We start from the raw sequence: 23,050 nt of genomic DNA, 5'->3' as shown, positions 1-23,050 counted from the left end.
AATGGTACAGTCGCGTTTTTTTCCAACGGAGCAATGGCATGCACAAGGTGGTAATTGGCGCACTGGTATTGGCGGCCCTGGCCGGTTGCGCGGGCTCGAAGATGAAAGAAGCGCGCGCAGGCACGCCCTACAAGACCCTGGCTTCGGACAAGGCCACCCTGGTTGTTGCCGAATGCGTGCAGTTCGGCTGGCAGGACGAAAGCGTGTTCGGCGTTGATGCCGGCGGCTTCAAGGAACCGATCGCGGCGGGCGGCTACACCGTCTACACCACCGCTGGCGATTACTTCGTCGACGTGCAAAGCGCGGGTGCCGGCTCCTCCATCAAGTACTACGCCGCAGAAGACAATATGCCCGCCAAGCGTCGTTTGGCTGCACTCGCGACCTGCCTGTAATCCATTGCCTTAGTCGATTTAGGAAATGCCTGGCACGACAGCCGCGAAGCATTAGCTTATTATTCACCCGCTCGCCCGACATGATGGCTCTTTACCAGTACACGGACGTCGAGGCCTAAACGTCGGGCGAGCATCCCTCTTTTTCTTCAACGCGGCATGTAACCCAGGTGCCAGCGACGGGGAATCTTCAGTGACACCAACCCCAACAACCCCGCCAGCACGCCGCTGACCATCAGCGCCTTCAAGCCCATCTGCTGCTCCAGCAATGCGCCAATCACCGCGCCCACGAACATGCCGGTCCATGGGATCAACTGCACGCGCCAGCCCGTGCGTCGTTCTCCGAGCAACCAGCGTCCCAGCCCACGACCAAAGCGTGACAGCGCGCCAGTGACGTAGGTCAGCCCTACGGGGAGTCCGTTGACCTCTTCCACAGTCGCATTGAGCATGCCCATCGCAATGATTGCCGCCAGCAGCGCGGGCAGCGTGTCAGCGAAAGGCAGCCATGCCGCCCCGCACAACAAGGCCGCAATACACAACAGCAACGGCAAGGCGTGGCGGCGGCTCATTCGACTGACCACCACGCCCAAGGTATTGCCAACCACAAATGTTGCTACTAGCAACAACAGCCGCCCGGTCAGCCCAAGATCACCCGCGCTGATCGCCACCGCCAGGCGCGTGGTGTTGCCGCTCATGAATGAAACGAAGTCGCCGCTCGCCATGAAGCCGATGGCATCGGTCATCCCCGCCAGTACTGAAAGACTGGCCACCAGCATCAGCCCGACCCGGCCACGCCAACGCTGTCGGTGGGCGAGTGCAGCATTGGCGTAAGGCTTGCGAGGCGATGGCAGCATAGGGTCGGGTTCCTCGGTGAGATTATCCGGCCACTACCGTATGACGCTTTATGCGCGCGTGCAATGACCTCAGACAGGCTCCAGCGACCAACCTGTGTCGTGCCAATCCAGGAAATGGGTGGGCTTGATCGATTGGAGGAACGTCGCGTCATGGGACACCACCAGCATTGCCCCGTTGAAACCTTGCAGCGCTTGCTCGAAAGCCATCACCGACTCCAGGTCCAAATGGTTGGTCGGTTCGTCCAGTAACAGCAGTTGCGCCGGCACTTCGCGCCACAAGGCGATCGCCATCGCGGCTTTCAAGCGTTCGCCGCCGCTGAGTTGCCCGGTGGGTTGGGTCACACGCAAGGCATCCAGTTGCAGCAACGCCAGGCGCGTGCGCAATTCGGCTGCGGCTAGGGGCGTGTCGAGCAGGTTGAGCTGTTCAACGATGGAGCGTTGATCGTCCAGCAACGCAAGGTGTTGATCGATGTAGGCGCAGGGAAGAGGCAGGCTGCATTCGCCCGCGACGACCTGCCATTGACCGGCCAGTACCTTCAGCAACGTGGACTTGCCGCAGCCGTTGGGCCCACGCACCGCGACGCGCACCGGACCTGCAAGATGCACATTCAGACAGGTCGACGGCAGCCACGGTAACTGTGCGTCCACCAACGACAGCACCTGTCGCCCGTTGGGCACCGCTGAGGCGGGCAATGCCAACAAGGTCGGCGTTTCATCTTCGACCCGTTCATAAGCCTGGCGCACCTGGGCATCCAGTTCGTGTTTATGTTGCCAATGCGCGCTACGCACGGTGCTGACGATCTCGGTGGCGGCACCTTTCCAGCGCGCCTTGGTGAAGCGGTCGACGTTGGCGGTTTCTGCATGCTTGCGTGAGCGCGCGGCGTTGCGCTGCAGGCTGTCGTGGTCTTTTTGCAGCCGCCGCCGTTCGCGACTGCGCTCCAGGCGTGCATGGTCGAGCGCGGCGCTGGCGGCCTGTTGTTCGGCATCACGCTGCAGCCGATAGGCATCGTAGTTGCCGCCATAGACGTTTACGCCGAGGGGCGACAGTTCAATGATGCGCGCCATGGCGTTGAGCAATTGCCGATCATGGCTGACCACCACCAGGCCACCCCGCCAAGCGTCGAGCACACGCAGCAGCCAGGCGCGACCATCGCTGTCGAGGTGGTTGGTGGGCTCATCGAGCACCAGTAACGACGGCGCGGCCAGCAGCGCACCGATGATCGCGACCCTGGCCAACTGGCCGCCGCTGAGTTGGTCGGCAGGGGTATCAAAGGATAGCTGCGCCAGCCCCGCGCCATCCAGGGCGCTGCGCAAACGCTCGGCCAGGTCCCAACGGTCGTCGATCAATTCCAGGTCTTCGATCCGTGCGGCGCCTCGAACCATGCGTTCAAGGGCGGCCAATATCACGGCGGTGCCGGTGAGATCGGCGACCGTCTCCCCTGGCGCAACCGTGATGCTCTGTGCCACGTAGATCACTCGGCCAGGACCATTCAGCGATCCGGAGGAGGGTGGCAGCAGCCCCGCGATCAACCGGGCGAGAATGCTTTTGCCCCGACCATTGCGCCCCACAATACCGGTGGGTGTGTGATCGATGGACAGGGTCAGGTCATCCAGCAAGGTCTCGCCATTGGCGAACTGGAAACTCAGGTGTTGCAGGGAAACAAGGACGGGCAGCCGGTTGACGTCAGTCATCAGCACCTCCAAAAAAATGTCGGACAGGCCAACAAGCGCGCCAGGCGGCTCGTTGCAGATACATTTTGGAAGGCTTAGTGGTTCACGTCGGCGGTCGTCCTGCGGATCAGAAGGGAGGCAAAGCCTAACCCGTCTTGGCTTTTTTCGGCAAGTGCGCCGCCAGTTGCTCAAGAAACATCGCCAAGGCCACTTCTTCGGCCTTGAGCCCTTTGCGGATGCGCGGCTTGGGCAGCTTGGAGAGTTCGCCGAGGCTGAAATGCTCCAGCACGGCAGGGTGGATGTAGCACTTGCGGCACACCGCCGGGGTGTTGCCAAGCTGTTTGGCGACATCCTTGACCATCGACACAACATGTCTTTTGGCATCGGACTCAGGCTGCCACTCCAACTCCCGCAACACGGCCAGCGCCATGGCAGTGCCGGCCCAGGTGCGGTAGTCCTTGGCGGTGAAATCGGCGCCGGTGAGGCTGTGCAGGTAGTCATTCACGTCGTGGGAGCTGACGGTGTGCCGCTCGCCGTCTTCATCGAGGTACTGGAACAGGTTCTGGCCCGGCAATTCCAGGCAGCGTTTGACCACGGTTGCCAGTCGCCGGTCTTTAACGCTGATTTGGTGCTCGACGCCGCTCTTGCCGCGAAACTGGAACTTGATTTCGCTGCCTTTGACATCCACGTGGCGGGTGCGCAGGGTGGTCAATCCATAGGACTTGTTGTCGCGGGCGTACTGGGTATTACCGACGCGGATCAGCGTAGCGTCGAGCAGCGTTACCACGGTGGCCAGCACCTTTTCGCGGGTAAATCCGGGTTCGGCGATTTGCGCTTCCAGCTGCTTGCGCAGCTTGGGAAGAGCATTGCCGAATTCTTGCAGCCGCGAATACTTGTCGGTGTCCCGCACTTCGCGCCAGCGCGGGTGATAACGGTATTGCTTGCGTCCACGGGCGTCGCGGCCGGTGGCCTGCAGGTGGCCGCGCGGGTCGGCGCAGATCCACACGTCAGTGTAAGCCGGCGGGACGGCGAGGGCGTTCAGGCGCTTGATCTCGTCGGCGTCGTGGATGCGCTCACCCTTGGGGTCGAAATACTGGAACTTGCCCCGCAGCGTCTTGCGGCGGATGCCGGGCTGGGTGTCGTCAACGTAATGCAGGTCGCGGGGTAGCGCAGAGTCGGACATGAGGCGGGTTCCTTGGCAACAAATCAGGCCGGTATGTCTGATGGACCGCAGCGGTGTGCGGTCGTGCCAAAAGGTTGCTTACGCCAACACCGCAACGGCCTTGATCTGCGCCCAGAGACTCTGGCCGGGGTGCAGTTGCAGTTGGTCGCGGGAGAACCGCGTGATGCGCGCCAGCAACGGCGTCCCACCCGCGTCCAGTCGCACCAGCACGTGGGCGTTATTGTCCGCCGAAATCTCCTGGGTAACCGTCACCGGCAAGCGGTTGAGGATGCTGCTGTGCTCCTCCGCTTGCAGGCTGAGGCTCACATCCCGCGCTTGCACCTTGATACGCAACGCTTTGCCCACGGCCAGCGGTGCATGGGCCACACGCATGTGTAAGGCGCTGGCAGGCAGTTGCAGGGTGAGCAACTGATAGTGATCGTCGTAGGCGCTGACCGCGCCGTTGATCACCACCCCGGCATCGTCTCCCAGCGCCAGGGGCAGGTCGAGCCGCGCCAGGGTTTCGCCGATGGGGCCGCTGGCCAGGGCCTTGCCGTCGCTGAGCAAGACGATGTGGTCGGCCAGGCGCGCCACTTCATCCTGGGCATGGCTGACGTACAGCACCGGGATATCCAGTTCATCGTGCAGGCGTTCGAGGTACGGCAGGATCTCGCTTTTGCGCTGGCTGTCGAGGGCTGCCAGGGGTTCGTCCATCAACAACAGACTGGGGCTGGTCAGCAAGGCGCGGGCGATGCCGATGCGCTGGCGCTCACCGCCGGAAAGGTGCTGGGGATGGCGATCAAGCAGGTGGCCGATGCCCAGCAACTCGGTGGCATGGGCCATATCCACACGGCGCTGCTGACGGGGAATACGCTTGAGGCCGAACTCCAGGTTGGCCCGCACCGACAGATGAGGGAACAGGCTGGCCTCCTGAAACACGTAGCCCAGCGCGCGTTTATGCGGCGGTACGAACAACCCGTTGCGACTGTCTTGCCAGACTTCATCATTGATCTGGATAAAACCGTCTTCGGCGCGCTCCAGCCCGGCGATGCAACGCAGGCACGTGGTCTTGCCGGAACCGGAATGCCCATACAGCGCCGTCACACCGCGACCGGGCAAATGCAAGTCCACATCCAGGGCAAAGCCCGAGTACTCAAGTTTCAGGCGTACATCAATCATCGACATCAACTCCAGCCCACCTTGGTTTTACGGCTGGAATACAGCGCCAGCAACACCAGGAACGCGAACACCACCATCGAGCCGGCCAGCCAATGGGCCTGAGCATATTCCATGGCTTCCACATGGTCGTAGATCTGCACGGACACCACGCGGGTCTTGTCCGGGATGTTGCCGCCGATCATCAGCACCACGCCGAATTCACCGACGGTGTGCGCAAAACCCAGGATAGAGGCGGTGATAAACCCTGGTCGCGCCAGGGGTAAAATGACCGTGAAGAACGTGTCCCAAGGATTGGCCCGCAAGGTCGCGGCCACTTCCAGCGGGCGTGTGCCGATGGCGGAGAAGGCGTTTTGCAACGGCTGCACCACAAACGGCATGGAATAGATCACCGAGCCAATGACCAGCCCGGCGAAGCTGAAGGTGAGGGTGCCCAGGCCGAGCCATTGGGTGAACTGGCCGAAGTAGCCATTGGGGCCCATGGTCAACAGCAGGTAGAAACCGATCACCGTCGGTGGCAACACCAACGGCAGAGCGACGATGGCGCCAATGGGGCCGCGCCACCAGGAGCGGGTGCGCGACAACCACAGGGCAATCGGAGTGCCGATGACCAGCAGGATCACGGTAGTCAGTGACGCCAGTTTAATGGTCAACCAGATAGCGGAAAAATCGGCACTCGATAACGGCATTTACTTGGCCAGCTCGTAACCATAGGACTTGATGACAGCAGCGGCTTTAGGTCCCTTGAGGTAGTCAACCAGTGCCTTGGCAGCAGCACTGTCCTTGCCCTTGTTGAGGATCACTGCGTCTTGTTTGATCGGGTCGTGCATGGCCGCGGGAACGATCCACGCTGAACCGCTGGTGACTTTGCCGTCTTTGTAGATCTGCGACAAGGCCACAAAGCCCAGCTCGGCGTTGCCGGTGGACACGAACTGGTAGGCCTGGGTGATGTTCTGGCCTTCGACGATCTTGTCTTTGACCTTCTCGGTCAGCCCTTCCTTGGCCAGTACTTGGGTAGCGGCGAGGCCGTATGGCGCGGCTTTCGGGTTGGCGATCGACAGGTGCTTGAACTCGTTTTTCTTCAACACTTCACCTTTGGCGTCGACGTAACCTTCCTTGGCCGACCACAGCGCCAGGGTGCCGACGGCGTAGGTGAAGCGCGAGCCTTTGACGGTGTCGCCTTCGGTTTCGAGCTTTTGCGGGGTGGTGTCGTCGGCGCTCAGGAACACTTCGAACGGCGCGCCATTCTTGATCTGGGTGTAGAACTGGCCGGTGGCACCGTAGGCTGCGACCAGTTTGTGGCCGGTGTCTTTTTCGAAGTCGGCGGCAATCGCCTGGATCGGTGCGGTGAAGTTGGCGGCGACGGCCACCTGGACTTCATCGGCGTGGGCTGAACCGAAGGCGAGGGCAGCGACCAGGATGGCCAGGCGTGAGGCGTGAATCGTCATGAAGCAGCTCCTTTGAGGGTGTACGGCTTGTTATAGGTAGAAGGGTTAACCGCTATGTATGGGAATATATAGCGGTTGGCCATTGCCGGTACAGTGCAAAGTTGCCACAGGTTCTATGGGTTGAGTTTGGCCAGCGCCTGCTGCGCCAGCTCACGCGTCAACTCATAGGTGGTGGTGTCTTTGCCCAGGCGCAGTGCCTGGCCAGACCACAGGTTACTGAAACCTGCTTCATCCTTGGCCTTGAGCGGTATCAACGCGCCGCCGGAGGTGGGGAAGGCCGGAGCTGCTGGGTTGATTGCGCCCAACTCACGCATCACACGGTTGACGATGCCCCGTGCCGGGCGACCGGTAAACAGGTTGGTCAGTGCGGTTTCGCTGGCCTGGGCATGGCGCAGTGCGTGGTGGTGCGAAGGGGTGACATTGGCTTCAGGCGTAAACAGGTAAGCCGTACCGATTTGCACCGCCGAGGCGCCCAGGGCAAAGGCCGCGACAATTCCGCGTGCGTCACCGATGCCCCCGGCGGCAATCACCGGCACGCTGACGGCGTCGACCACTTGCGGCAGCAGGGCGAACAGGCCGATCTGGGTATTGAGGTCGTCGGTGAGAAACAAGCCACGATGGCCGCCCGCTTCACTGCCCATGGCGATAATTGCGTCGCAGCCGTGCTGCTCCAGCCAGATCGCTTCCTCCACGGTGGTGGCCGAGGAAAACACCTTCGCACCTGTGGCTTTTACCCGGTCCAGCAGGGCTTTTTCCGGCAGGCCGAAGTGAAAGCTGACGACTTCGGGACAGCATTCCTCGATGACTTGGCAAGCCGCTTCGTTAAACGGTTCGCGGTTGGACACAGGCGTCGGCGCTTCAAAATCGGCACCCAATTCGCGGTAGTAGGGTTCCAGCAAATCCTTCCAGCGCCGATCACGCGCAGCGTCGGGGGCTGGCGGTTGGTGGCAGAAGAAGTTGACGTTGATCGGGCGCGGGCTGGCCTTACGGATGGCGGCCAGGGCTTCGCGCAATTGCGCGAGGCTCAGTGCAGCCGCCGGCAATGAGCCCAGCGCCCCGGCTTTACTGGCCTCGATGACCATGGCCGTGGTCGTACCCACGGCCATGGGCGCCTGGATGATGGGCAGTTCGATCCCCAGCAGGTCGATAATGCGGGTGTCTGGCCAGGTGCTCATGGGATGTCTCTCCAGCGTTAGTGAGGCTTTACGCTGTTTTAACAGGGCCCATGTGCCCCGGCCACTCTGTTTTATTCACTGGACGAACGGCACGTTTCGTGGTGTGCCATCAGTTGATGGCGTCGCCCAGTACCGCGTGTATCCGTTCGGCGATTTGGGCTGCGTGGGTTTCCAGGGCGAAGTGCCCGGTGTCGAGCAGTTCCACCACGGCGTTTGGGTTGTCGGTTTTATAAGCGTGAGCACCCGGCGGGATGAAGAACGGATCGTTCCGGCCCCAGATCACCAGTGTCGGCACGTGTTTGGCCCTGAAGAAGGCCTGGAACGCCGGGTACAGCGTCAGGTTGTTGCGGTAGTCGAGGAACAGGTCCAACTGGATCTCGTCATTGCCGGGGCGCTGCATGAGCAGTACGTCGAGCATGTAGGACTCCGGCGCAACCCGTTCGGGCTGATGGACACCGTGCAGGTATTGGTAGCGCGTGCCTTCCAGGCTGATGACCGCGTTGCGGATCACCTCGCGGTTGGCCTGGCTGGGTTCGGCCCAATAGGCGCGAATCGGTGCCCAGGCGTCCCCCAGGCCTTCGAGGTAGGCGTTACCGTTTTGCGAAACCAGCGCGCTGACCCGTTCAGGGTGTGCCACTGCCAGGCGCAGACCTACGGGTGCGCCGTAGTCGAAGACGTACAACGCGTAACGCGTCAATTCCAGCGCGTCGACAAAATGCCCGACGGTGATCGCCAGGTTATCGAAGCTGTAGTGGTAGTCGCGTTCGGCCGGTACCTCGGTAAAACCGAATCCCGGCAAATCCGGAGCGATTACCCGAAAGCGCGTGGCGAGCAACGGGATCAGGTCACGGTACATATGCGACGAACTGGGGAAGCCATGCAGCAGCAACATGACCGGCGCCGAGGGGTCGCCGGCTTCGCGGTAGAACATGCTTACGCCGTCGGCATCGACATGGCGGTAGTGAACGACGGAGTTTGGAGTGGTCATGATGAAGGCGCCTTTGTAACTTGATTGGATGGATATACGGGTTACCTTTTTCAAAATCTGCGCTCAAACAAGTAACCTGTCAAACTATTTATAGGGGTTTCAATTTTATCGTGTGTAACTATCCGTGCGCTTAGATAGCGGTTACTATGTCGACGCCTATAAGAGGAATGACCATGACTATCCCAGCCCCCCTTGAGCCTTATGTCCTCGCCGATGACCCGGTGCTGGACATGCTCAACACGCGCGCCAATGTGGACGCGCAACCCCACGACTTCTGGCAGTCCGATGCCGATGTCGAGCGTTGGCTGGTGCGCCTGGAGTGGGTGAAGGAAGGGCAGGTGCCTGCGTTTGAACCGGGCGCATTGCTCCGGGTGGGCCGGGAACTGCGCGAGGTAATCCGTGTATTGCTGAAGTCGCGCAAGGAGGGAACGCGGGGCGATCCCGCCGCGCTGAATGGCTTTTTGCGCAAGGCCGTCAGCCATCCGCAGTTGGCTTGGCCGGCGTCGGGTGAGTTACGCGTTGAGCGTCAGCGCAAGCTGCAAACCCCGGAGCAATTTTTCTCGATGATTGCTGAAGCCGCAGCGCGTTTGCTGGTGGACGGGGATTTCAACCTGATCCGCACCTGCGAACATCCCGAATGCGTGTTGTGGTTCTACGACCGCACCAAGGCCCATAAACGTCGTTGGTGCAGCATGGCGCTGTGTGGCAACCGTCATAAGGTCGCCGAGTTTCGCAAGCGCAAGCTGGGTTAAGCCTTGTTTTCCCGCTCCAGCAACTGCTGTTTGCGTTCCACACCCCAGCGGTAGCCTGAAAGCTCGCCATTACTGCGCACCACCCGGTGACAGGGGATCGCCACCGCGATGCTGTTCGCGCCACAGGCCTGAGCCACCGCACGGAATGACTTCGGCGCGCCGATTCGCTCGGCAATCTGCGCGTAGCTAGCCGTGCTTCCCGCTGGAATTTCGCGCAAGGCTTGCCACACCCGCTCCTGAAATGCGGTGCCGCGCAAGTCCAACGGCAGGTCCAGGCCGAGCGCAGGCGCTTCGATAAAGCCCACGACCTGCGCGACCAACTGCTCGAAGCGCTGGTCGGCGCCTACCAGTTCCGCCTTGGGAAATTGATCCTGAAGATCGCGTACCAGCTTGTCAGGGTCGTCCCCCAACAGAATCGCGCACACGCCACGCGCACTTTGTGCCACCAGAATCGCCCCCAGCGAGCACTGCCCGACGGCAAACAGGATCGCCGAGTTAGTCCCTCCGGCTTTGTAGTCGCTGGGTTTCATGCCAAGCAGTTGGTCAGCCGACTCATAAAAGCGGCTGTTGGAGTTGAAGCCTGCGTCATATAAGGCATCGGTCACCGAGTGCGAGCCTTTGAGCCCATCGCGTACCTTGCGCGAACGGTGCGCAGTGGCATAGCCCTTGGGGGTCAGGCCGGTGACGGCTTTGAACACACGATGAAAATGAAACGGACTCAGGTTGGCTTGCGTGGCCAGCGCATGCAGGCTGGGCGCAGTGTCGGCCTGTTCGATATGCCGGCACGCGTCCGCCACCAGTTGCGCGTGGTGCGCAACCAACTGGGTCTGGTCTGCGCTCACGCGTTTGCTGGGGCGATACCCGGCGGCCTCGGCCTGCGCGGGGGTGTCGAAGAACTCGATGTTTTCAGGGCGTGGCAAGCGTGAAACGCTGCTGGCGCGGCAGTACACACCGGTGGTTTTAACACCGTAGACGAACAACGTGTCGGCCTTGGGGTCTCGGGCGAGGATGGCCGCCCAGCGGGGGTCTTGTTCGTTGGTCATGCTCGGTACTCTTGACGGATTCCATTCAGACTAATCGCGCCATGCACACCTGGCACTCTGAAGCTTGCGGTCAAATCAGCCGGCGGTGCGAAACGTGAGGTTGATGCGTTGTGGGCCCATGACCGGGTGCACGCCTTCCTTGATCGGCATCACCCCATGGAAACGCAGGCGATCCACGCCGCCCCACACCACCACGTCGCCATGGAACAGCGAGACTTTGCGGGTTTTGTCACTGCGCTCATGTCCGCCAAACAGGAAAATCGCCGGCAAGCCGAGTGACACGGATACAACCGGTTCGCTATAGCGACGTTCGTTTTTGTCCTGGTGCAGGGACATTTTGGCACCGGGTACATAGCGGTTGATCAGGCAGGCGTCGGGGGCAAAGTCGGGAAAGCCGGCCTCTGCCGCCGCCTGCACCGCCAATTGACGCAAAACGTCTGGCATCTGCGGCCATGGCTGTTGGCTACGTGGGTCAAGCGGTGAGTAGCGGTAGCCGGAGGTGTCGGTGGTCCAGCCCAGGTCGCCGCAACTGCTCAATGCCGCCGACATGGTAAAGCCGCCGGGTGTGACCATTTGCCGGAACGGTGATTGAGCCAGTACCCGTCGCAGTTCTGGCAGAACGTGCTCAATCCAAGGTAGGGCATAGCCCCGTAATACGTAGGACTGCTCGCCAATTTGCTCGCGCCCTGGGGGTTGCTGCAGGGCGTCGTCGGCAAACAGGTCAGCGGTGGGGCCGGGCATCGGCTTACAGCGCCTTGCTCACATTGATGTCGGTGATTTCATCACTGGCATCGTGAATTTTCGCCAGGGCTTGTTTAGCTTCTTCCACGCTGTTGGTCTGCAGTTGGGCGAACTCAAAACGGCGTTCGCCGTTGAGCTTGTACTTGATCACGTATTTTGTGGTGGTGTTCACGGCTATTTCCTGTGAAATGAGCGGATCAGCTCAGCTTGGTGCTGGTACGACGCACGATGCGGATCTTGTGGGACAGCGCGGGTTTGCGGGTCACGCTGATGGCGCGGCGCGTGACGACGTCCAGGGTGATGTTCCAGAACCCGGTGCTCGGTGCGGTGATTTTGGCGGGGAACTTATCGAAGGCACCGCCGTGATAGGTATGACGGCCGCCATTCTTGAAACTACGAAAATTCGCGTCGCTCATCAGACGAATATTACAAGTCTGCGAGCATTCGATGACGACAATGTCGCCCTCGTTGAGGTGCTCACGCTGGTGGATGAATTTCATGGGTGGGGGCTCCAGAAGGGCTTTTTCTGAAAAATCAGAACGATACGTAGGTTAAGATGGAGTTTATCAGCCCCAGCGCGTTTATTATCGGCCCGTCTTCAATGACGTCGACAATTTAAAACAGTTATTTACCGAGTTATCAGGGATAAATCCTACGTGGGCGGGAGAAAATTACCATCCCCGCTGTCGTAGGGTCTTTATCGGAGGTTTTTGTATGAAGTGGAGTGTGTTGGTTCTGGCCCTGGCGATTGGTGGGTGTGCTTCGGTTGCAGATATCAAGCAGACCCCTCCGACCTTGGCCGTCATTTCCGGGAAGAAGCCCCAGGAATACGCTGCGTGTGTGGTGAGAAAACTGTCGACTACACGCCGGCCGCCGCAGATAGAGCCGCATAAGGATGGCGGTGTGCAGGTGATTGTGCCGCAGAAGTTTTCCGCCGACCCTTCAGCGATCTTCGAGATCGATGAGCGCTCCAGCGGTAGCAGCATCAAGCTCTACGAGAGCATGTCCAATGTGCCGATCCGTCCGGGTGATGTGAAGAAGGCGGGCGAGGACTGCATTTCCGGCTGATCTGGCCTCTTCAACCCAGCGACTTCCCATCCGATAAAAAAGCCTGGCCGCGTAAGCGTAATGCCGGGTTTTTTTACGCTGTGTTTTTGGAGTTGTCGCGACGGGGTCATTCCCCTACCATTTGTAGGCTTATGCCGTAAGCGTCTAAGCATATAACTATAAAATGGAGCCGTGATGATGTCTCTGGAACGAGTACTGATGGGCAGTGCGCTGATGCTGTTATTGGGCAATGCCCACGCGCTGGAGGGGAGAAACATCTTTGCCGAGGGCGGTTCGCAGCCGGGCGCCATGCCCTGTGTCGCCTGTCATGGTGCCGATGGCGCGGGGATGGCCGCAGCTGGCTTTCCCCGATTAGCGGGATTGCCCGCGACGTATGTGCGCAAACAGCTGGAAGACTTTAAAAGTGGCAGTCGTTCCAATCCCGTGATGCAACCGTTGGCGAATGCGCTCACGAACGCTGAAATCGAGGCGGTCAGCCAGGCGCTGGCGGCAATGCTGGGGCCTGTCCCCAAGGCGGTCTATCGCAGCGAAATGCCGCTCAATGCTGCCCAAAAGCTCGCACAACAGGGCGCCTGGGAGCGGCAGATTCCGGCGTGCGCCAGTTGCCATGGCCCAGCAGGGACAGGCGTCGGCGACGCGTTCCCACCCCTGGCCGGTCAACCCGCCGCTTACCTGGCCGCGCAGTTGACGGCTTGGCAAAACGGCACCCGCCACAATGATCCGAATGACTTGATGGGGCACATCGCCAAGTCCCTTACGGCAGAAGAAGTGCAGGGCGTGGCCCAGTATTTCGCCTCGCTGAAACTGGAGGCCAAGCCATGAACCCGTTGATATTGGCCTTGGGCCTACTGGGTCTACCCTCGGCCCACGCCGCCACGATCGCCATGGAAGACCAGTCGCAGTTGCAACCTGCCAGCCACGCTGCTGCCAGCCCATTCCAGCCTCCTCAAGAAAGCGAACTGCCTGACAATGCCTACGGCAAGCTGGTGAAAGAGGGTTACGCGCTGTTCGTGGATACCAAACGTCTGGCGCCGAACTATGTCGGTAACGGACTCAACTGCAGCAACTGCCACCTGGACCAGGGCCGCCTCGCCAACTCGGCGCCCTTGTGGGCTGCCTACCCGATGTACCCGGCCTATCGGAAGAAAAACGACAAGGTCAACACCTTTGCCGAGCGATTGCAGGGCTGTTTCCAGTTCAGCATGAATGGCGGCACGCCTCCGGCCGCAGATAGTCCCGAGATCACCGCGCTCTCGGTTTACGCTTATTGGTTGGCGAGCAAGGCGCCACTGGGTGTTGAATTGCCGGGGCGCGGCTATCCGGACGTTGCGCAACCGGCCAAGGGTTACGACTTGAGGCAGGGCGCCCAGGTTTATGAAGGGCAATGCGCTGTCTGCCATGGCGCCGAAGGGCAGGGCCAAAAGGTCGGCGACAGCTATGTGATGCCGCCGTTGTGGGGTGAGGACTCCTACAATTGGGGCGCCGGCATGCACCGCATCAATACGGCGGCGTCCTTCATCAAGCACAACATGCCGCTGGGCAAGGGCGGTAGTTTGAGTGACCAGCAGGCCTGGGACGTGGCCGCCTATGTCAACAGTCATGAACGGCCGCAGGATCCGCGCCTGGTTGACGGTTCCGTGGAGAAAACCCGGCTCAAGTTCCACGCCAATGACGGCGTCAATCTCTACGGCCAAACCGTAGAAGGCGTGCTGATCGGGCAGGGCATCCGTTAAACTGTTACCCGATCAATGCAAAAATGCCGCGCAAACCCTCGGTTTGTGCGGCATTTGTCTTTTTGGGAAGTTATTCATGAAGCGTGAACACGTCAGGGCTCGCCAGGCCGAAGGCCAGATATCGGCGACGCACATCATCCAGAATCCGGCCGACTTGGGCGAGTGGATCGTATTTTTCAAGAAAAGCGGCGGCCGCAGTTTTTTCCTGGTGGACGATCAGGACGAAGTCGAGTCGTTCCAGCGGCTGGATGACTTGGTGGAGACCATCCGGGGGCTGGGTATCAAGTTTGCCGATATTCAGCTGTAAGCCTGAGGCTTACTTGCACACGACGACCACACTGCGGCTTTTGAAGTTGCCCACGTCCTTGCCCAGGGTCTTGTCACTTTCCTGGAGCGACGGCGTGCCTTCGGTGCCGACGATGCGGTAGCCGGTGCCGGCACATGAGGCGTCGGCCTTTTCGTAGCAACTGGCCCAGGAATTGGCCTCGCCGGAACAGTCGATGGTCAGGCCTTGCTCACCGTTTTTCAGGTAGACGTCAGACGTGGTGGTGCACCCGGCGAGCGCCAGGACTGCAGTCAGTGCCAGAAACTTGTTCATAGGGGTTCATCGTCGAGGGTGTGGGAGGGGACGCTGACACGGTCGTGGGGCGTTGGCGCAGGATTATAGCGAAATGCCACCTGGTGCGCAGTCACAGAAATACACTTCGCAACTGCGCGCTCTTGCCCTCAGCGGTTTTTCTGTGTCACGGAACTCCCATCACGAGTACGCCGCTCCCAGTCACAGGCCCCGCGGCAGGCAGCGAGCCCGGTCGCTGAACCAGGGAAAACGTCACGTCATCCCCTCCGACACTGTTGGTGATCTGGGTCAGGAACCTGCCGTTCACAGCCACCGCAGACCCCGCCCGGACCATCGCTGTGCCGACATTCGGGTTGGTCATCAGCAGCAGGCGGTTGTCGAACGACGTCGCGATGCCTTTATAGGTAATGGTGATCGGTGTGGTGATCCCCGCATTCGGGCAGGAGTAGGTGAGCCTGCGGTCGCTGCGGATAGGCGTTGTCAGCGGGTCTGTACCGATTTGTCGTTGGTGGACGTTGCCAAAGTTGACCTCAATGGGGTTGTTATTGTTGATCGTGCAGGTTGAGGGAGAGATGGAGAAATTGTTGGCGGCCCTGTATACGAGCGAAAGACCTGCCCTACCTGAGTCATAATTGTTTGTCTGGCTCAAGCGCAACGTGCCAAGGATGTCATTTATGACGACGTTGATCGGGTTCGCCGGATCGTTGCGATTCAGGATGTAAGGCGTCACGTTGACGGCAACACCGATGGCGTTATTGGGCATGGTTGCAATTCGAATGTTAGTCGGTACCGGGGTGTTGTAGTACCCCCCGTTTATTCTTAAACCCGTACCCTGGTTGACAAACTTAGGGCCGGGTGTCCAGGCTGGCCCGGCGAGGACCGATGTTGACCAGTAGTCTTCGTAATGGGATGGCCAACCCGGATAAGGCGTGAATCGGCACTCCAATCTCACACCTTCTAGCAGGATACGGCTTGTGTCCGAGCCGAGCTGGACGGTTACGGGAACCTCTAGGGGCAGCGTGCCGCCAGTGTCCACTTGTTGCCACGGGCCGCCATTGACCCGGCACTGGGCAGCGTTCACATTTGTTGTAATACCCACCAAGGCAAGCAGCACCATGGCGCCATAAAGTCGTTTCATGTTGATCTCTCGTTGCCTCTCTACTGGAATTACCCAGGAGAGATTTGAGGTTTGTCTGGGACTGTTACGGATAGTCCAGCGTGAAAGTCGAGGTCACCGTGTACCGGCCGTGTCCAATGGTTTGATCCCTGATCGCATCCGGTTCGCCCTGCACATAGGCTTTGAGCTCAATGACGTTGCTGCCAGTGCTTAACACCTGTTTGTCGCTGACGGTATTCACGGGGAAAGGCTTGTTGTCCGGTGTCTCTATGCCAAGGCCGATTCCCGTTGCGCCGCTGCCACCGTCCAGTGCGAACAACCCCGGCAGCTTCACGTTTTCCGTGCCACCGAGCAGGATGGTGACCGTGTCGCCAATCGTGGTGTCGCAGTTCTCCAGGTGCACCTTGAAAGTCTTCGCTCGAGTGCGGGTATTGATGTAGAGGTGCTTGCTGGTGACGTCCCAGAGTTCTAGGGTGATTGCGTCGTCGCCCGGGCGGATCGTGCAGGCCTCTTCAACCAGGTTGCCCTTGAAGCGAAGGTTGTCCGCAGCATCCGCGTTGGGCGTCAGTCCGAAGCTCAGCAGTAACGCCAGCCAGGCGCATGCCCCTCGTTTATGATCCATTTCATGTCGCATCGACGTGGCTCCTACTCGTATTCAGCCAACAGCGTGGCCACTGCTGAAAACGGTGCGGGGGGCAGGGTTGCGCCCGGTTGTTTGATGGGCACCACTTCCAATCTCGGCGGAGACGAGAGGACGATGTCCATTGGCGTATTGAGTGGAAACGGCACGTTGTTCTGGAAGAGCCGAATCCCCAGCGCCGATACGTTGGTTTGCACCGCCGCGCCATCAAATGCCGTCGGCGTGCCGTTGACACTCAACTTCAGCGCCCAGGGCAGGGTGGCTGCGCCACAGTTGATGGTGTAAGGCACCACTTTGCGGTACTTCACGCCGTCTACGCGCTTTACGCCCACATCGCCAAAGTCGACTTCAATCGTGTTGCCTGCATCAATGGTGCAAGGCGGTGGTTCATTCAGAGTTCCGCTGAACGTCAGGTTCGCCATCGCGCCACCGCAAAGGCCCAGGGAGCACAAGGCGAGCAACGCTCGCTGCTGCCAACCAGTCATTGATTATTCCTCTTCATTGATAATCGACCACCAGGGTGGCGGCCGCATCAAAGGCCCCTCCGGTCAAGGTGCTGCCCGCGCGTTTGACCGGCACCGCCTGTACCACCGGAAAGTTCGGGTGGGTAAAGTTCACGGGGGTATTGAGTGGCCAGTCAGCGCCATTCACGAACAGCTTTACCCCCAGGTCCGGTTTGCGCGTCATCAGCACACGATTGTCAAACGCAGCGGCCGTGCCCTTGAGTTCCAGCTTCATCGCGTTGCTGACAGGTGAATTGCAGGTGACGGTGTAAGGCACCCCCCGACGATAATTGACGCCGTCAACCCGTGAGGTTTGAAGGTCATTGCCAAAAGGCACATCAAGCGTGCTGCCACCGTTAATCACACAGGGTGGCGGCGCGATTATCACCGCACGGATAGTCAGGCTGGTCTCGGCCTGCACACCCTGGCTGACGGCCCAAAGCAGGCCACCACTGATAAGAACGGCCCATGGGCCGGTTGGCTTAGCCATTGTCACGCCCTTACTCATAGTTGAGCTTGAAATCCACCACGGCCCGGAACGCCCCGCTGGTCAGCGGTGCGGCGGTGCGTGTGGGCTGAACGGTCCACGTCTGGGTGTTACTGCCCAGTGGCAAAAACAGCGGTTCGCCTCTTGATCCCAGCTGTACATCGCGTCCCAGGGTGTCGGCCAGGCGCAGGCCCATTCCTGTTATGCCCTGCACTTTGACGAGCCTTGGGTCATCGGCATCGGCGGGGGCAACAAACATGACCGACAGCACTGGTTGAAAGGCGCTCCACGTCAGGTTGCCCGTTCGTTCGCTGCGGATGCTTCCTGCGGTGCGCTGGCAATCGGCAAAACGCAATTGGAATGCCACAGGCCTTGCTTGATCGCCGGGGCGTTGCAGCTGGCTGGCGGATACGGCGCCAAGGTCGATGGTTTGATGCAGTGAGTTCATCTCCAGCGCGCAGGGAATTTCATGCATGCTCCCGGAAATGTTCAGCATCCCGTTCATGCCCTCGACGTCCTCGGCCTGCGCGACCCATGGCGCGACCAATAACAGCCCGCCCAAGCCCTTCACAATGTGCCACTTCATGGTGTTCTCCAGCGGCTGGTGCTACTGATTGGATGGGGAGGCTTGTGCATTCACCGTGCAGGTGTTGCCACTGCAGGTGAAGGCCATGAGTGGGCGTCCGCCGTAATCATTCACGTAGGCCAGATGCGGGGTGGTGCCGAGCGCCTTGGCGGTGACGCCCAGGGTCAACTTGCCTTTTGGTGGGACCATCAGTGGCTCGAAGCCCGACACGGTCTTGCCGTCCTTGGTGCTGCGCGCATCCACCAGCGTCACGTAGTAAGGCGTCGGGTTATTCACCTGATAACGCTCGCCATCGCGCGTGAGGGTGAGCTTTTCCTGCCAGGGGGTGGACAAGTCCTGCTGGCTGGGCGCAATGGCTTGCGGCCGGTAGAACAGTTTGATCCGGGTCTGCAGGGCAATTTGCAGAGTGTTGGCTTTATCGCTGCGTGGCGGGATTTCCCGCAAATTGAAGTAGTAGACCGTCTCTCGGTCCTGGGGCAACGCCTTGGCCGCCGGCAACGCCTGAACCTTCACCTGGCTTTGTTTGCCGGGCTCCACGCGCTGAACCGGTGGCAGCACGATCAAGGGGCTGGAGATTTTTTCGCCAGCTTCGTCTTCGATCCAGCCTTGGGCCAGATACGGCAACTGGGTGTTGTTATTGGTGATGCTTACGCTGGTGGCGTCTTTGCCACCATCAAAAATCACTCGGGTACGATCCAGGCCAATCGCGGCGTTGGTGCTCTGGCTCAAGCCAAGAACCAGTAGCGCGCAGGTCTGGATAAGGCGCGTATTCAGCTTCATGAGGATGTTTTCTCCGTATTGGTACGCTTCCCGGTCAACGTTTCTTGCTCGGGCAGGGATTGATCATGAGCTACCATTCGGCAACCCAGTTGCAGGGCATCAGTCAAGGCATCAGCGGGTAACACGACAGGGAGCGTGAGCGTGCATCGCTCTGCACCTCCCCAACTGACGGTCATCTGAGCGCCAGGCTGGATGCCGCTCAGGTAGACGTTGCCGCCGTCATTCACAATGCCGGTGTCTTGCTGTTTGAGGTTCTTCACCGTCGCACCGAACGGCGGTGCACTGCCGTCCGGCAGACGCAGCACCGCCATGGCTTTTTCGCCGGCAATCACAGGCAAGGATCGATAGCCGATGGCGCCTTCGGTCAGTGTGAGTTGCGTGACGGATTGGGTGGCTTCGACATTGCTGGGCAAACTTTCCAGGTCGACACTGGCCGCCATCCGCTGATAGCTGCCAATGTCGGAAATGACCGCTTTGCCAAAGGCGTTACTGCGTGTCGGTGCGCCGTAACCGCGCACCGGCACATCGGCTACGCCGCCGGTGTCGACCATCAGCCGAGTGCCACCCATGCTGTTGGCCCGATGCAGGGCTGCCCCTTGGGGAGTAAGCGTAGCGCCGCCACGCGCAGACACACTCAGGGTGCTGTAGCCGTCCCTTTGCTGACTGGCCGCAAGATCGATGTCCGCCTGGTCACCGATATGATTCAGGTAACCACTGACAGATTTGTCACTGGCACTGAGTTGGTAGCCGTTACGTTCATCCAGGCGATCGCTGTAGCGCGTTGAAAAACCGTTATCGCCACGGGTCCTATCGGCATCCATCGACAACGTACCGGTCCGCCCCAACGGTAGGCTGACGGTCAACGCAACGCCGTTATCTTTGTAGTTGTAGTCCAGGGTCCGGTGTATGTTCAGGGACAGGCTCATGTTTTTGACTGTCCCAAGATTAAAGTAACGCGATACCGCCAAGTTCCAACGTTGCGTGGCCGCGCGTTCCCAATAAGTCTGTTTGTTGTAACTCAAGTAAACGGTGGTGCCCAAATCGCGGAATTGCTTATTGATCGTCGCGGTATACAAGGCTTTACTGCCACCAATAGGCTTCCAACTTTCTGTGTATTCGTCGTACCTGTAGCGCCCGGCGAGTTCACCGTTCCTGCCGTAATGACGCGCATCGAGGTATTCGCTCATGCTCAAGTAGTTCTGTTCAGAAAACCGATAGCCAGCAAAGGTTATTTGGCTGTCGTACTGCTCGAAGTGCTTCGAATATTGCAGGCGGTAGGATTTGCCCGACAGTGTGTCATTCCAGACATTGGCCTGGGCCTGGGTTGCATCCAGCGAGAGGGCGCCGAATGACAACAAGTCACGACCTACCCCAACCGACAACGCGCGGTAGTTGTTATCGGTAATTGCGCCGCCAAACAGCGACCAACCATTGCTGACGCCCCATGAGAACTCCCCGGTAGTGAAGAAGTCGCCATCCGCGCCATATTGAAGATTGGACGGTCGTCCCGCCGCGACCTTGTAACGCATGTGACCAGGGCGAGTCAGGTAAGGTACGCCTGCGGTATTGACCTCTGAGGTATGGACCGAGCCATCCTGTTCTTCTACCCGCACGTCGAGCTTGCCGCTCACCGCGTCATTCAGGTCCTGGATACGAAAAGGTCCTGCGGCCACCAAGGTTTCGTACAGCACACGGCCCTGCTGGCTGATGATGACCCTTGCATTGGTCTTGGCGACGCCAACCACTTCAGGTGCATAACCGCGCAGATTCGGCGGCAGCTGACTTTGATCGGAGTTGAGCGCGGCGCCGGTAAAACGGAAGCTGTCGAACAGGTCCGAATACAGGTAGTTTTCTCCCAGTACCAGACGTGCCTTCAGCGATGGAATAGCGCGATACGCATAGTAACGACTCCATTCCAGCCGCGAACGCCTAGCCGACGCCTCGCGGTCCTGGTCGACCCGGCCCTGCCAATCCGCCCTCAGGCGCCAAGCGCCGGCGTTGGCTCCCAACGTGCCGTTACCGCTGACGTCGTTGCGGGTGCGGTCATTCCTCTGGTGGCTGGTTTGTGCCGTCATGTTGTAGTCGAGCAGCAGCCCAGGGATCCCTTCATCCCAACGCGAAGGCGGGTCCCAGTTGATCGCGCTGTACTCAAGGTAAGCCTGAGGGAGGTTGATGTTCAGCGTGCCGGTGGCCAGGTCACCCCTTACTTCCATACCGGGCAGCGCCCGGATATCCAGGCAGTCCCCGCCTTTCCACCAAGTCAACTCAGTGGCGCCGGATTCCTTCAGGCCCAATTGCTCCACGATAGCGGGAGATAAGCAGGCTTCACTGCCTTTTGGATCGTCATCGGGAGGGTAAAACGCGACTGATTGTTCGGGCAGCGGCTGGTTGTTTAGTTGCACCACCATTGAATAAGTGCCGGGCAGAATAAAACCGCTGCGGGCAAATTGGGACAAGTCGATATTAGTGCGATCATTCAGGTCCAGAACATCAGTATTAAACTCAATATCCCCGGCACCCAAGGCCGAGCCTGCTACGGATATCAATCCACCGAACAGTGTAGGGCGGAGCGTATGTTTGATCTTCGACGCATTCAACATGAAAGCAACCCATCAATGTTCAGAAGTATTCCAACTTGAACCGTACGGCGGCACGGTGATCCCCAGGCATCAGTTGCAATCCGTTACCGACCAGGCGGACCGTGTAGTGAAGGGTCATGTCGCCTTCATTCAGGGGTACCAGCGGCATCGGCTCACCTGGAACACTCTCCTGGCCAAGCGAATCCCAGATATGAAATGCGACCCCCTGGGAAAGCCCAGCGGCGGCGAATGAGCGGCCTTGACGGTCGCTGGCCCCGTCAAACGTCACGCGCAGATGCTCTCAGTCGGGCAGCGTTAACCCAGGGCGCAGAGGGTCCGGACGAGTCAATGAACAATTGACCAGGCGCAGTTGGAAGGGATGCGGCTCGCCGATCGTGTTGCGCAAAAGCCGGCCAATAGGTTCGGGTGGCATTTCGATGGACTGGTCGGCACTCGCCAACTCCAGCCCGCACGCCGAGTCAATGACCTCTCCACCCAGCGTGACTACTCCATCGCCCTGACCAGATGTCTTCGCGACAACGCCGAGGCTGACGACCGCCAACGAAGAGGTAATTGCGAGGCTTATTAATGTTTTCACCGTTATCTCCCATCAGTTCCCCCGCCACGTTGGTGGCGGGGGGGAAATGCTTACTGATAAGCCAGGGTGAAATTGGTGGTCGCACTGAAATCGCCAGGCACGACGTTGCCCGTCGCTGCACCTTGAACGTAGGCCCCGAACTCCAACGTGTTATCACCAGCGACGATGGCCTGAGGGTTGGTAGGTACACCCAATTCAACGAGTTTGCTGCCGTGGGTCATCATGATGCCGATGTTGCCCGCGCCACCCACGGTGCCGATTGCACCCGGAACAACGGACGATGGCGCAGCCGTGAAGGTGGTGGTTACGGTGTTGTCGGTCAGGCCGGTGAGATCGCAACCTTCCAGCTCGATCAATACGCGGCGCGCTTCGGACTTACCTCCCGTTTGCAATTGATGCTTTGCGATTGCGCCCAGGTGAACGGACTGATCGACAGAGTCTGGCTTGATAGAACAAGCACCTGAGTGGACCGATCCTAAGAAGGTGATAGTGCCATCCGCGGCTTGCGCGACGGACATCGACCCCATCAGCAGCCCGATAGACAACAGTGCAGTTTTGATTTCAGTTTTCATCAGCTAAGACCCATCTATATTAATGAACGTCATAAAGAAACCCCGCAGGCAGGTGTGCACCTACCGTTCATTACTGATATGTAAAGCACGCAGGGAACTTGGTTCGACGCCGACCAAGTTGCAGTGAGGAGGAATTTGAATTTTCCAACTATTTGCATTGCAGGTTTTAGCGGCGTTCGAACTCAGGCAATTATTGGGCTTGCAGGGACAAAAGTAAGTCGCCTGATTCGGCTAGTTGCGTAGCCCGGTTATGTCGGGATGTGTAAGAGGGATATGGCATTTTGCCAAAAATCAATAATTAGCTGTAAGAGATGGACTACTTTTATTAAAGGGAAGGGTGTTTTGATCGTTATGATTTCTGTAAGAATAGAATTACAGAGATTAATGATGCAAACATCGATAGATGTCGCC

The 23,050-nt window shown here is 59.4% G+C and carries 27 protein-coding genes and 1 pseudogene; 6 read left to right on the top strand and 22 right to left on the bottom strand.

Translation table 11 applies throughout. The annotated features are described in order from the left end of the window. Window positions 1-38 precede the first annotated feature (38 nt). Window positions 39-392, top strand: a complete 354-nt coding sequence (locus OZ428_RS17565; RefSeq protein ID WP_061437008.1) for a hypothetical protein — start codon at window positions 39-41, stop codon at window positions 390-392. A gap of 146 nt (window positions 393-538) precedes the next feature. Here OZ428_RS17565 and OZ428_RS17560 read toward each other — a convergent pair whose 3' ends face one another. The 8 genes from OZ428_RS17560 to OZ428_RS17525 all read right to left on the bottom strand — a co-directional run bounded on the left by OZ428_RS17560 (window position 539) and on the right by OZ428_RS17525 (window position 8,863). Then, window positions 539-1,243, bottom strand: a complete 705-nt coding sequence (locus tag OZ428_RS17560) for a YoaK family protein (RefSeq protein WP_269130679.1) — start codon at window positions 1,241-1,243, stop codon at window positions 539-541. Between the two features lie 69 nt (window positions 1,244-1,312). After that, window positions 1,313-2,935 carry an ABC-F family ATP-binding cassette domain-containing protein gene (locus tag OZ428_RS17555; RefSeq protein WP_269130678.1) on the bottom strand — a complete coding sequence of 541 codons (1,623 nt, stop codon included), beginning with the start codon at window positions 2,933-2,935 and terminating at the stop codon, window positions 1,313-1,315. Window positions 2,936-3,059: 124 nt separating this feature from the next. Beyond that, window positions 3,060-4,097, bottom strand: coding sequence for a DNA topoisomerase IB (locus OZ428_RS17550; protein WP_269130677.1), 1,038 nt, complete (start codon window positions 4,095-4,097; stop codon window positions 3,060-3,062). 78 nt (window positions 4,098-4,175) lie between these two features. Next, a complete protein-coding gene (gene modC, locus OZ428_RS17545; RefSeq protein WP_269130676.1) occupies window positions 4,176-5,255 on the bottom strand; it encodes a molybdenum ABC transporter ATP-binding protein in 1,080 nt (359 codons plus the stop codon). Between the two features lie 5 nt (window positions 5,256-5,260). Beyond that, the gene (modB, locus tag OZ428_RS17540; RefSeq protein WP_269130675.1) at window positions 5,261-5,941 is read right to left on the bottom strand and encodes a molybdate ABC transporter permease subunit; all 681 of its coding nucleotides are present in this window, start codon (window positions 5,939-5,941) and stop codon (window positions 5,261-5,263) included. Further along, on the bottom strand, window positions 5,942-6,700 hold the full coding sequence (gene modA / locus OZ428_RS17535) for a molybdate ABC transporter substrate-binding protein (protein ID WP_016974799.1): 759 nt from the start codon (window positions 6,698-6,700) through the stop codon (window positions 5,942-5,944). Between the two features lie 113 nt (window positions 6,701-6,813). After that, window positions 6,814-7,875, bottom strand: coding sequence for an NAD(P)H-dependent flavin oxidoreductase (locus OZ428_RS17530; protein ID WP_269130674.1), 1,062 nt, complete (start codon window positions 7,873-7,875; stop codon window positions 6,814-6,816). Window positions 7,876-7,984: 109 nt separating this feature from the next. Continuing rightward, on the bottom strand, window positions 7,985-8,863 hold the full coding sequence (locus OZ428_RS17525; RefSeq protein ID WP_269130673.1) for an alpha/beta fold hydrolase: 879 nt from the start codon (window positions 8,861-8,863) through the stop codon (window positions 7,985-7,987). 167 nt (window positions 8,864-9,030) lie between these two features. Here OZ428_RS17525 and OZ428_RS17520 point away from each other — a divergent pair, with 167 nt between their 5' ends. Further along, window positions 9,031-9,615, top strand: a complete 585-nt coding sequence (locus tag OZ428_RS17520) for a CGNR zinc finger domain-containing protein (protein WP_269130672.1) — start codon at window positions 9,031-9,033, stop codon at window positions 9,613-9,615. Here the strand turns inward: OZ428_RS17520 and ada are convergent. The 4 genes from ada to OZ428_RS17500 form a co-directional block, all read right to left on the bottom strand. After that, window positions 9,612-10,658 carry a bifunctional DNA-binding transcriptional regulator/O6-methylguanine-DNA methyltransferase Ada gene (gene ada, locus OZ428_RS17515; protein ID WP_269130671.1) on the bottom strand — a complete coding sequence of 349 codons (1,047 nt, stop codon included), beginning with the start codon at window positions 10,656-10,658 and terminating at the stop codon, window positions 9,612-9,614. The genes OZ428_RS17520 and ada overlap by 4 nt on opposite strands. Window positions 10,659-10,733: 75 nt before the next feature. Beyond that, window positions 10,734-11,399 (bottom strand): DNA oxidative demethylase AlkB, encoded by a 666-nt coding sequence (gene alkB / locus OZ428_RS17510; protein WP_269130670.1) that lies wholly within the window; start codon window positions 11,397-11,399, stop codon window positions 10,734-10,736. A gap of 4 nt (window positions 11,400-11,403) precedes the next feature. Then, window positions 11,404-11,571: a hypothetical protein gene (locus OZ428_RS17505; RefSeq protein ID WP_016974793.1), complete on the bottom strand. Its 168-nt coding sequence runs from the start codon at window positions 11,569-11,571 to the stop codon at window positions 11,404-11,406. Window positions 11,572-11,596: 25 nt separating this feature from the next. Next, window positions 11,597-11,899, bottom strand: a complete 303-nt coding sequence (locus tag OZ428_RS17500; RefSeq protein ID WP_003173824.1) for a DUF1883 domain-containing protein — start codon at window positions 11,897-11,899, stop codon at window positions 11,597-11,599. Between the two features lie 214 nt (window positions 11,900-12,113). Between OZ428_RS17500 and OZ428_RS17495 the strand changes: the two genes are divergently transcribed. The 4 genes from OZ428_RS17495 (at window position 12,114) to OZ428_RS17480 (ending at window position 14,507) form a co-directional block, all read left to right on the top strand. Beyond that, window positions 12,114-12,467 carry a hypothetical protein gene (locus OZ428_RS17495; RefSeq protein ID WP_269130669.1) on the top strand — a complete coding sequence of 118 codons (354 nt, stop codon included), beginning with the start codon at window positions 12,114-12,116 and terminating at the stop codon, window positions 12,465-12,467. Window positions 12,468-12,641: 174 nt separating this feature from the next. Further along, window positions 12,642-13,289, top strand: a complete 648-nt coding sequence (locus OZ428_RS17490; protein WP_269130668.1) for a c-type cytochrome — start codon at window positions 12,642-12,644, stop codon at window positions 13,287-13,289. After that, complete coding sequence (locus OZ428_RS17485; protein WP_269130667.1) at window positions 13,286-14,200, top strand: c-type cytochrome; 915 nt, start codon at window positions 13,286-13,288, stop codon at window positions 14,198-14,200. Before OZ428_RS17490 ends, OZ428_RS17485 begins: the two co-directional genes overlap by 4 nt. 76 nt (window positions 14,201-14,276) lie before the next feature. Next, a complete protein-coding gene (locus OZ428_RS17480) occupies window positions 14,277-14,507 on the top strand; it encodes a hypothetical protein (RefSeq protein ID WP_038850956.1) in 231 nt (76 codons plus the stop codon). Window positions 14,508-14,516: 9 nt separating this feature from the next. Here the strand turns inward: OZ428_RS17480 and OZ428_RS17475 are convergent, their stop codons facing one another. The 10 genes and pseudogenes from OZ428_RS17475 to OZ428_RS17430 all read right to left on the bottom strand — a co-directional run bounded on the left by OZ428_RS17475 (window position 14,517) and on the right by OZ428_RS17430 (window position 22,639). Then, a complete protein-coding gene (locus OZ428_RS17475) occupies window positions 14,517-14,798 on the bottom strand; it encodes a hypothetical protein (protein WP_033902944.1) in 282 nt (93 codons plus the stop codon). A gap of 145 nt (window positions 14,799-14,943) precedes the next feature. Beyond that, window positions 14,944-15,915, bottom strand: a complete 972-nt coding sequence (locus OZ428_RS17470) for a fimbrial protein (RefSeq protein WP_269130666.1) — start codon at window positions 15,913-15,915, stop codon at window positions 14,944-14,946. Between the two features lie 64 nt (window positions 15,916-15,979). Continuing rightward, the gene (locus OZ428_RS17465) at window positions 15,980-16,528 is read right to left on the bottom strand and encodes a fimbrial protein (RefSeq protein ID WP_269130665.1); all 549 of its coding nucleotides are present in this window, start codon (window positions 16,526-16,528) and stop codon (window positions 15,980-15,982) included. A gap of 11 nt (window positions 16,529-16,539) precedes the next feature. After that, window positions 16,540-17,019, bottom strand: coding sequence for a fimbrial protein (locus OZ428_RS17460; RefSeq protein WP_269130664.1), 480 nt, complete (start codon window positions 17,017-17,019; stop codon window positions 16,540-16,542). A gap of 13 nt (window positions 17,020-17,032) precedes the next feature. After that, window positions 17,033-17,527 (bottom strand): fimbrial protein, encoded by a 495-nt coding sequence (locus OZ428_RS17455; protein WP_269130663.1) that lies wholly within the window; start codon window positions 17,525-17,527, stop codon window positions 17,033-17,035. A 10-nt stretch (window positions 17,528-17,537) separates the two neighbouring features. Beyond that, window positions 17,538-18,110, bottom strand: coding sequence for a fimbrial protein (locus OZ428_RS17450; RefSeq protein ID WP_269130662.1), 573 nt, complete (start codon window positions 18,108-18,110; stop codon window positions 17,538-17,540). A 21-nt stretch (window positions 18,111-18,131) separates the two neighbouring features. Further along, window positions 18,132-18,890 carry a fimbria/pilus periplasmic chaperone gene (locus OZ428_RS17445; RefSeq protein ID WP_269130661.1) on the bottom strand — a complete coding sequence of 253 codons (759 nt, stop codon included), beginning with the start codon at window positions 18,888-18,890 and terminating at the stop codon, window positions 18,132-18,134. Further along, window positions 18,887-21,490 (bottom strand): outer membrane usher protein, encoded by a 2,604-nt coding sequence (locus OZ428_RS17440; protein ID WP_269130660.1) that lies wholly within the window; start codon window positions 21,488-21,490, stop codon window positions 18,887-18,889. Before OZ428_RS17440 ends, OZ428_RS17445 begins: the two co-directional genes overlap by 4 nt. Before the next feature lie 19 nt (window positions 21,491-21,509). After that, a pseudogene (locus OZ428_RS17435) lies at window positions 21,510-22,067 on the bottom strand (fimbrial protein). Window positions 22,068-22,117: 50 nt separating this feature from the next. Further along, window positions 22,118-22,639: a fimbrial protein gene (locus tag OZ428_RS17430; protein ID WP_269130659.1), complete on the bottom strand. Its 522-nt coding sequence runs from the start codon at window positions 22,637-22,639 to the stop codon at window positions 22,118-22,120. Between the last annotated feature and the right edge of the window lie 411 nt (window positions 22,640-23,050).

The sequence above is a fragment of the Pseudomonas sp. GXZC genome, assembly GCF_026967615.1.
GTDB classification, from domain to species: domain Bacteria; phylum Pseudomonadota; class Gammaproteobacteria; order Pseudomonadales; family Pseudomonadaceae; genus Aquipseudomonas; species Aquipseudomonas azotoformans_A.
This window is presented reverse-complemented; position numbering and strand designations above follow the sequence as displayed.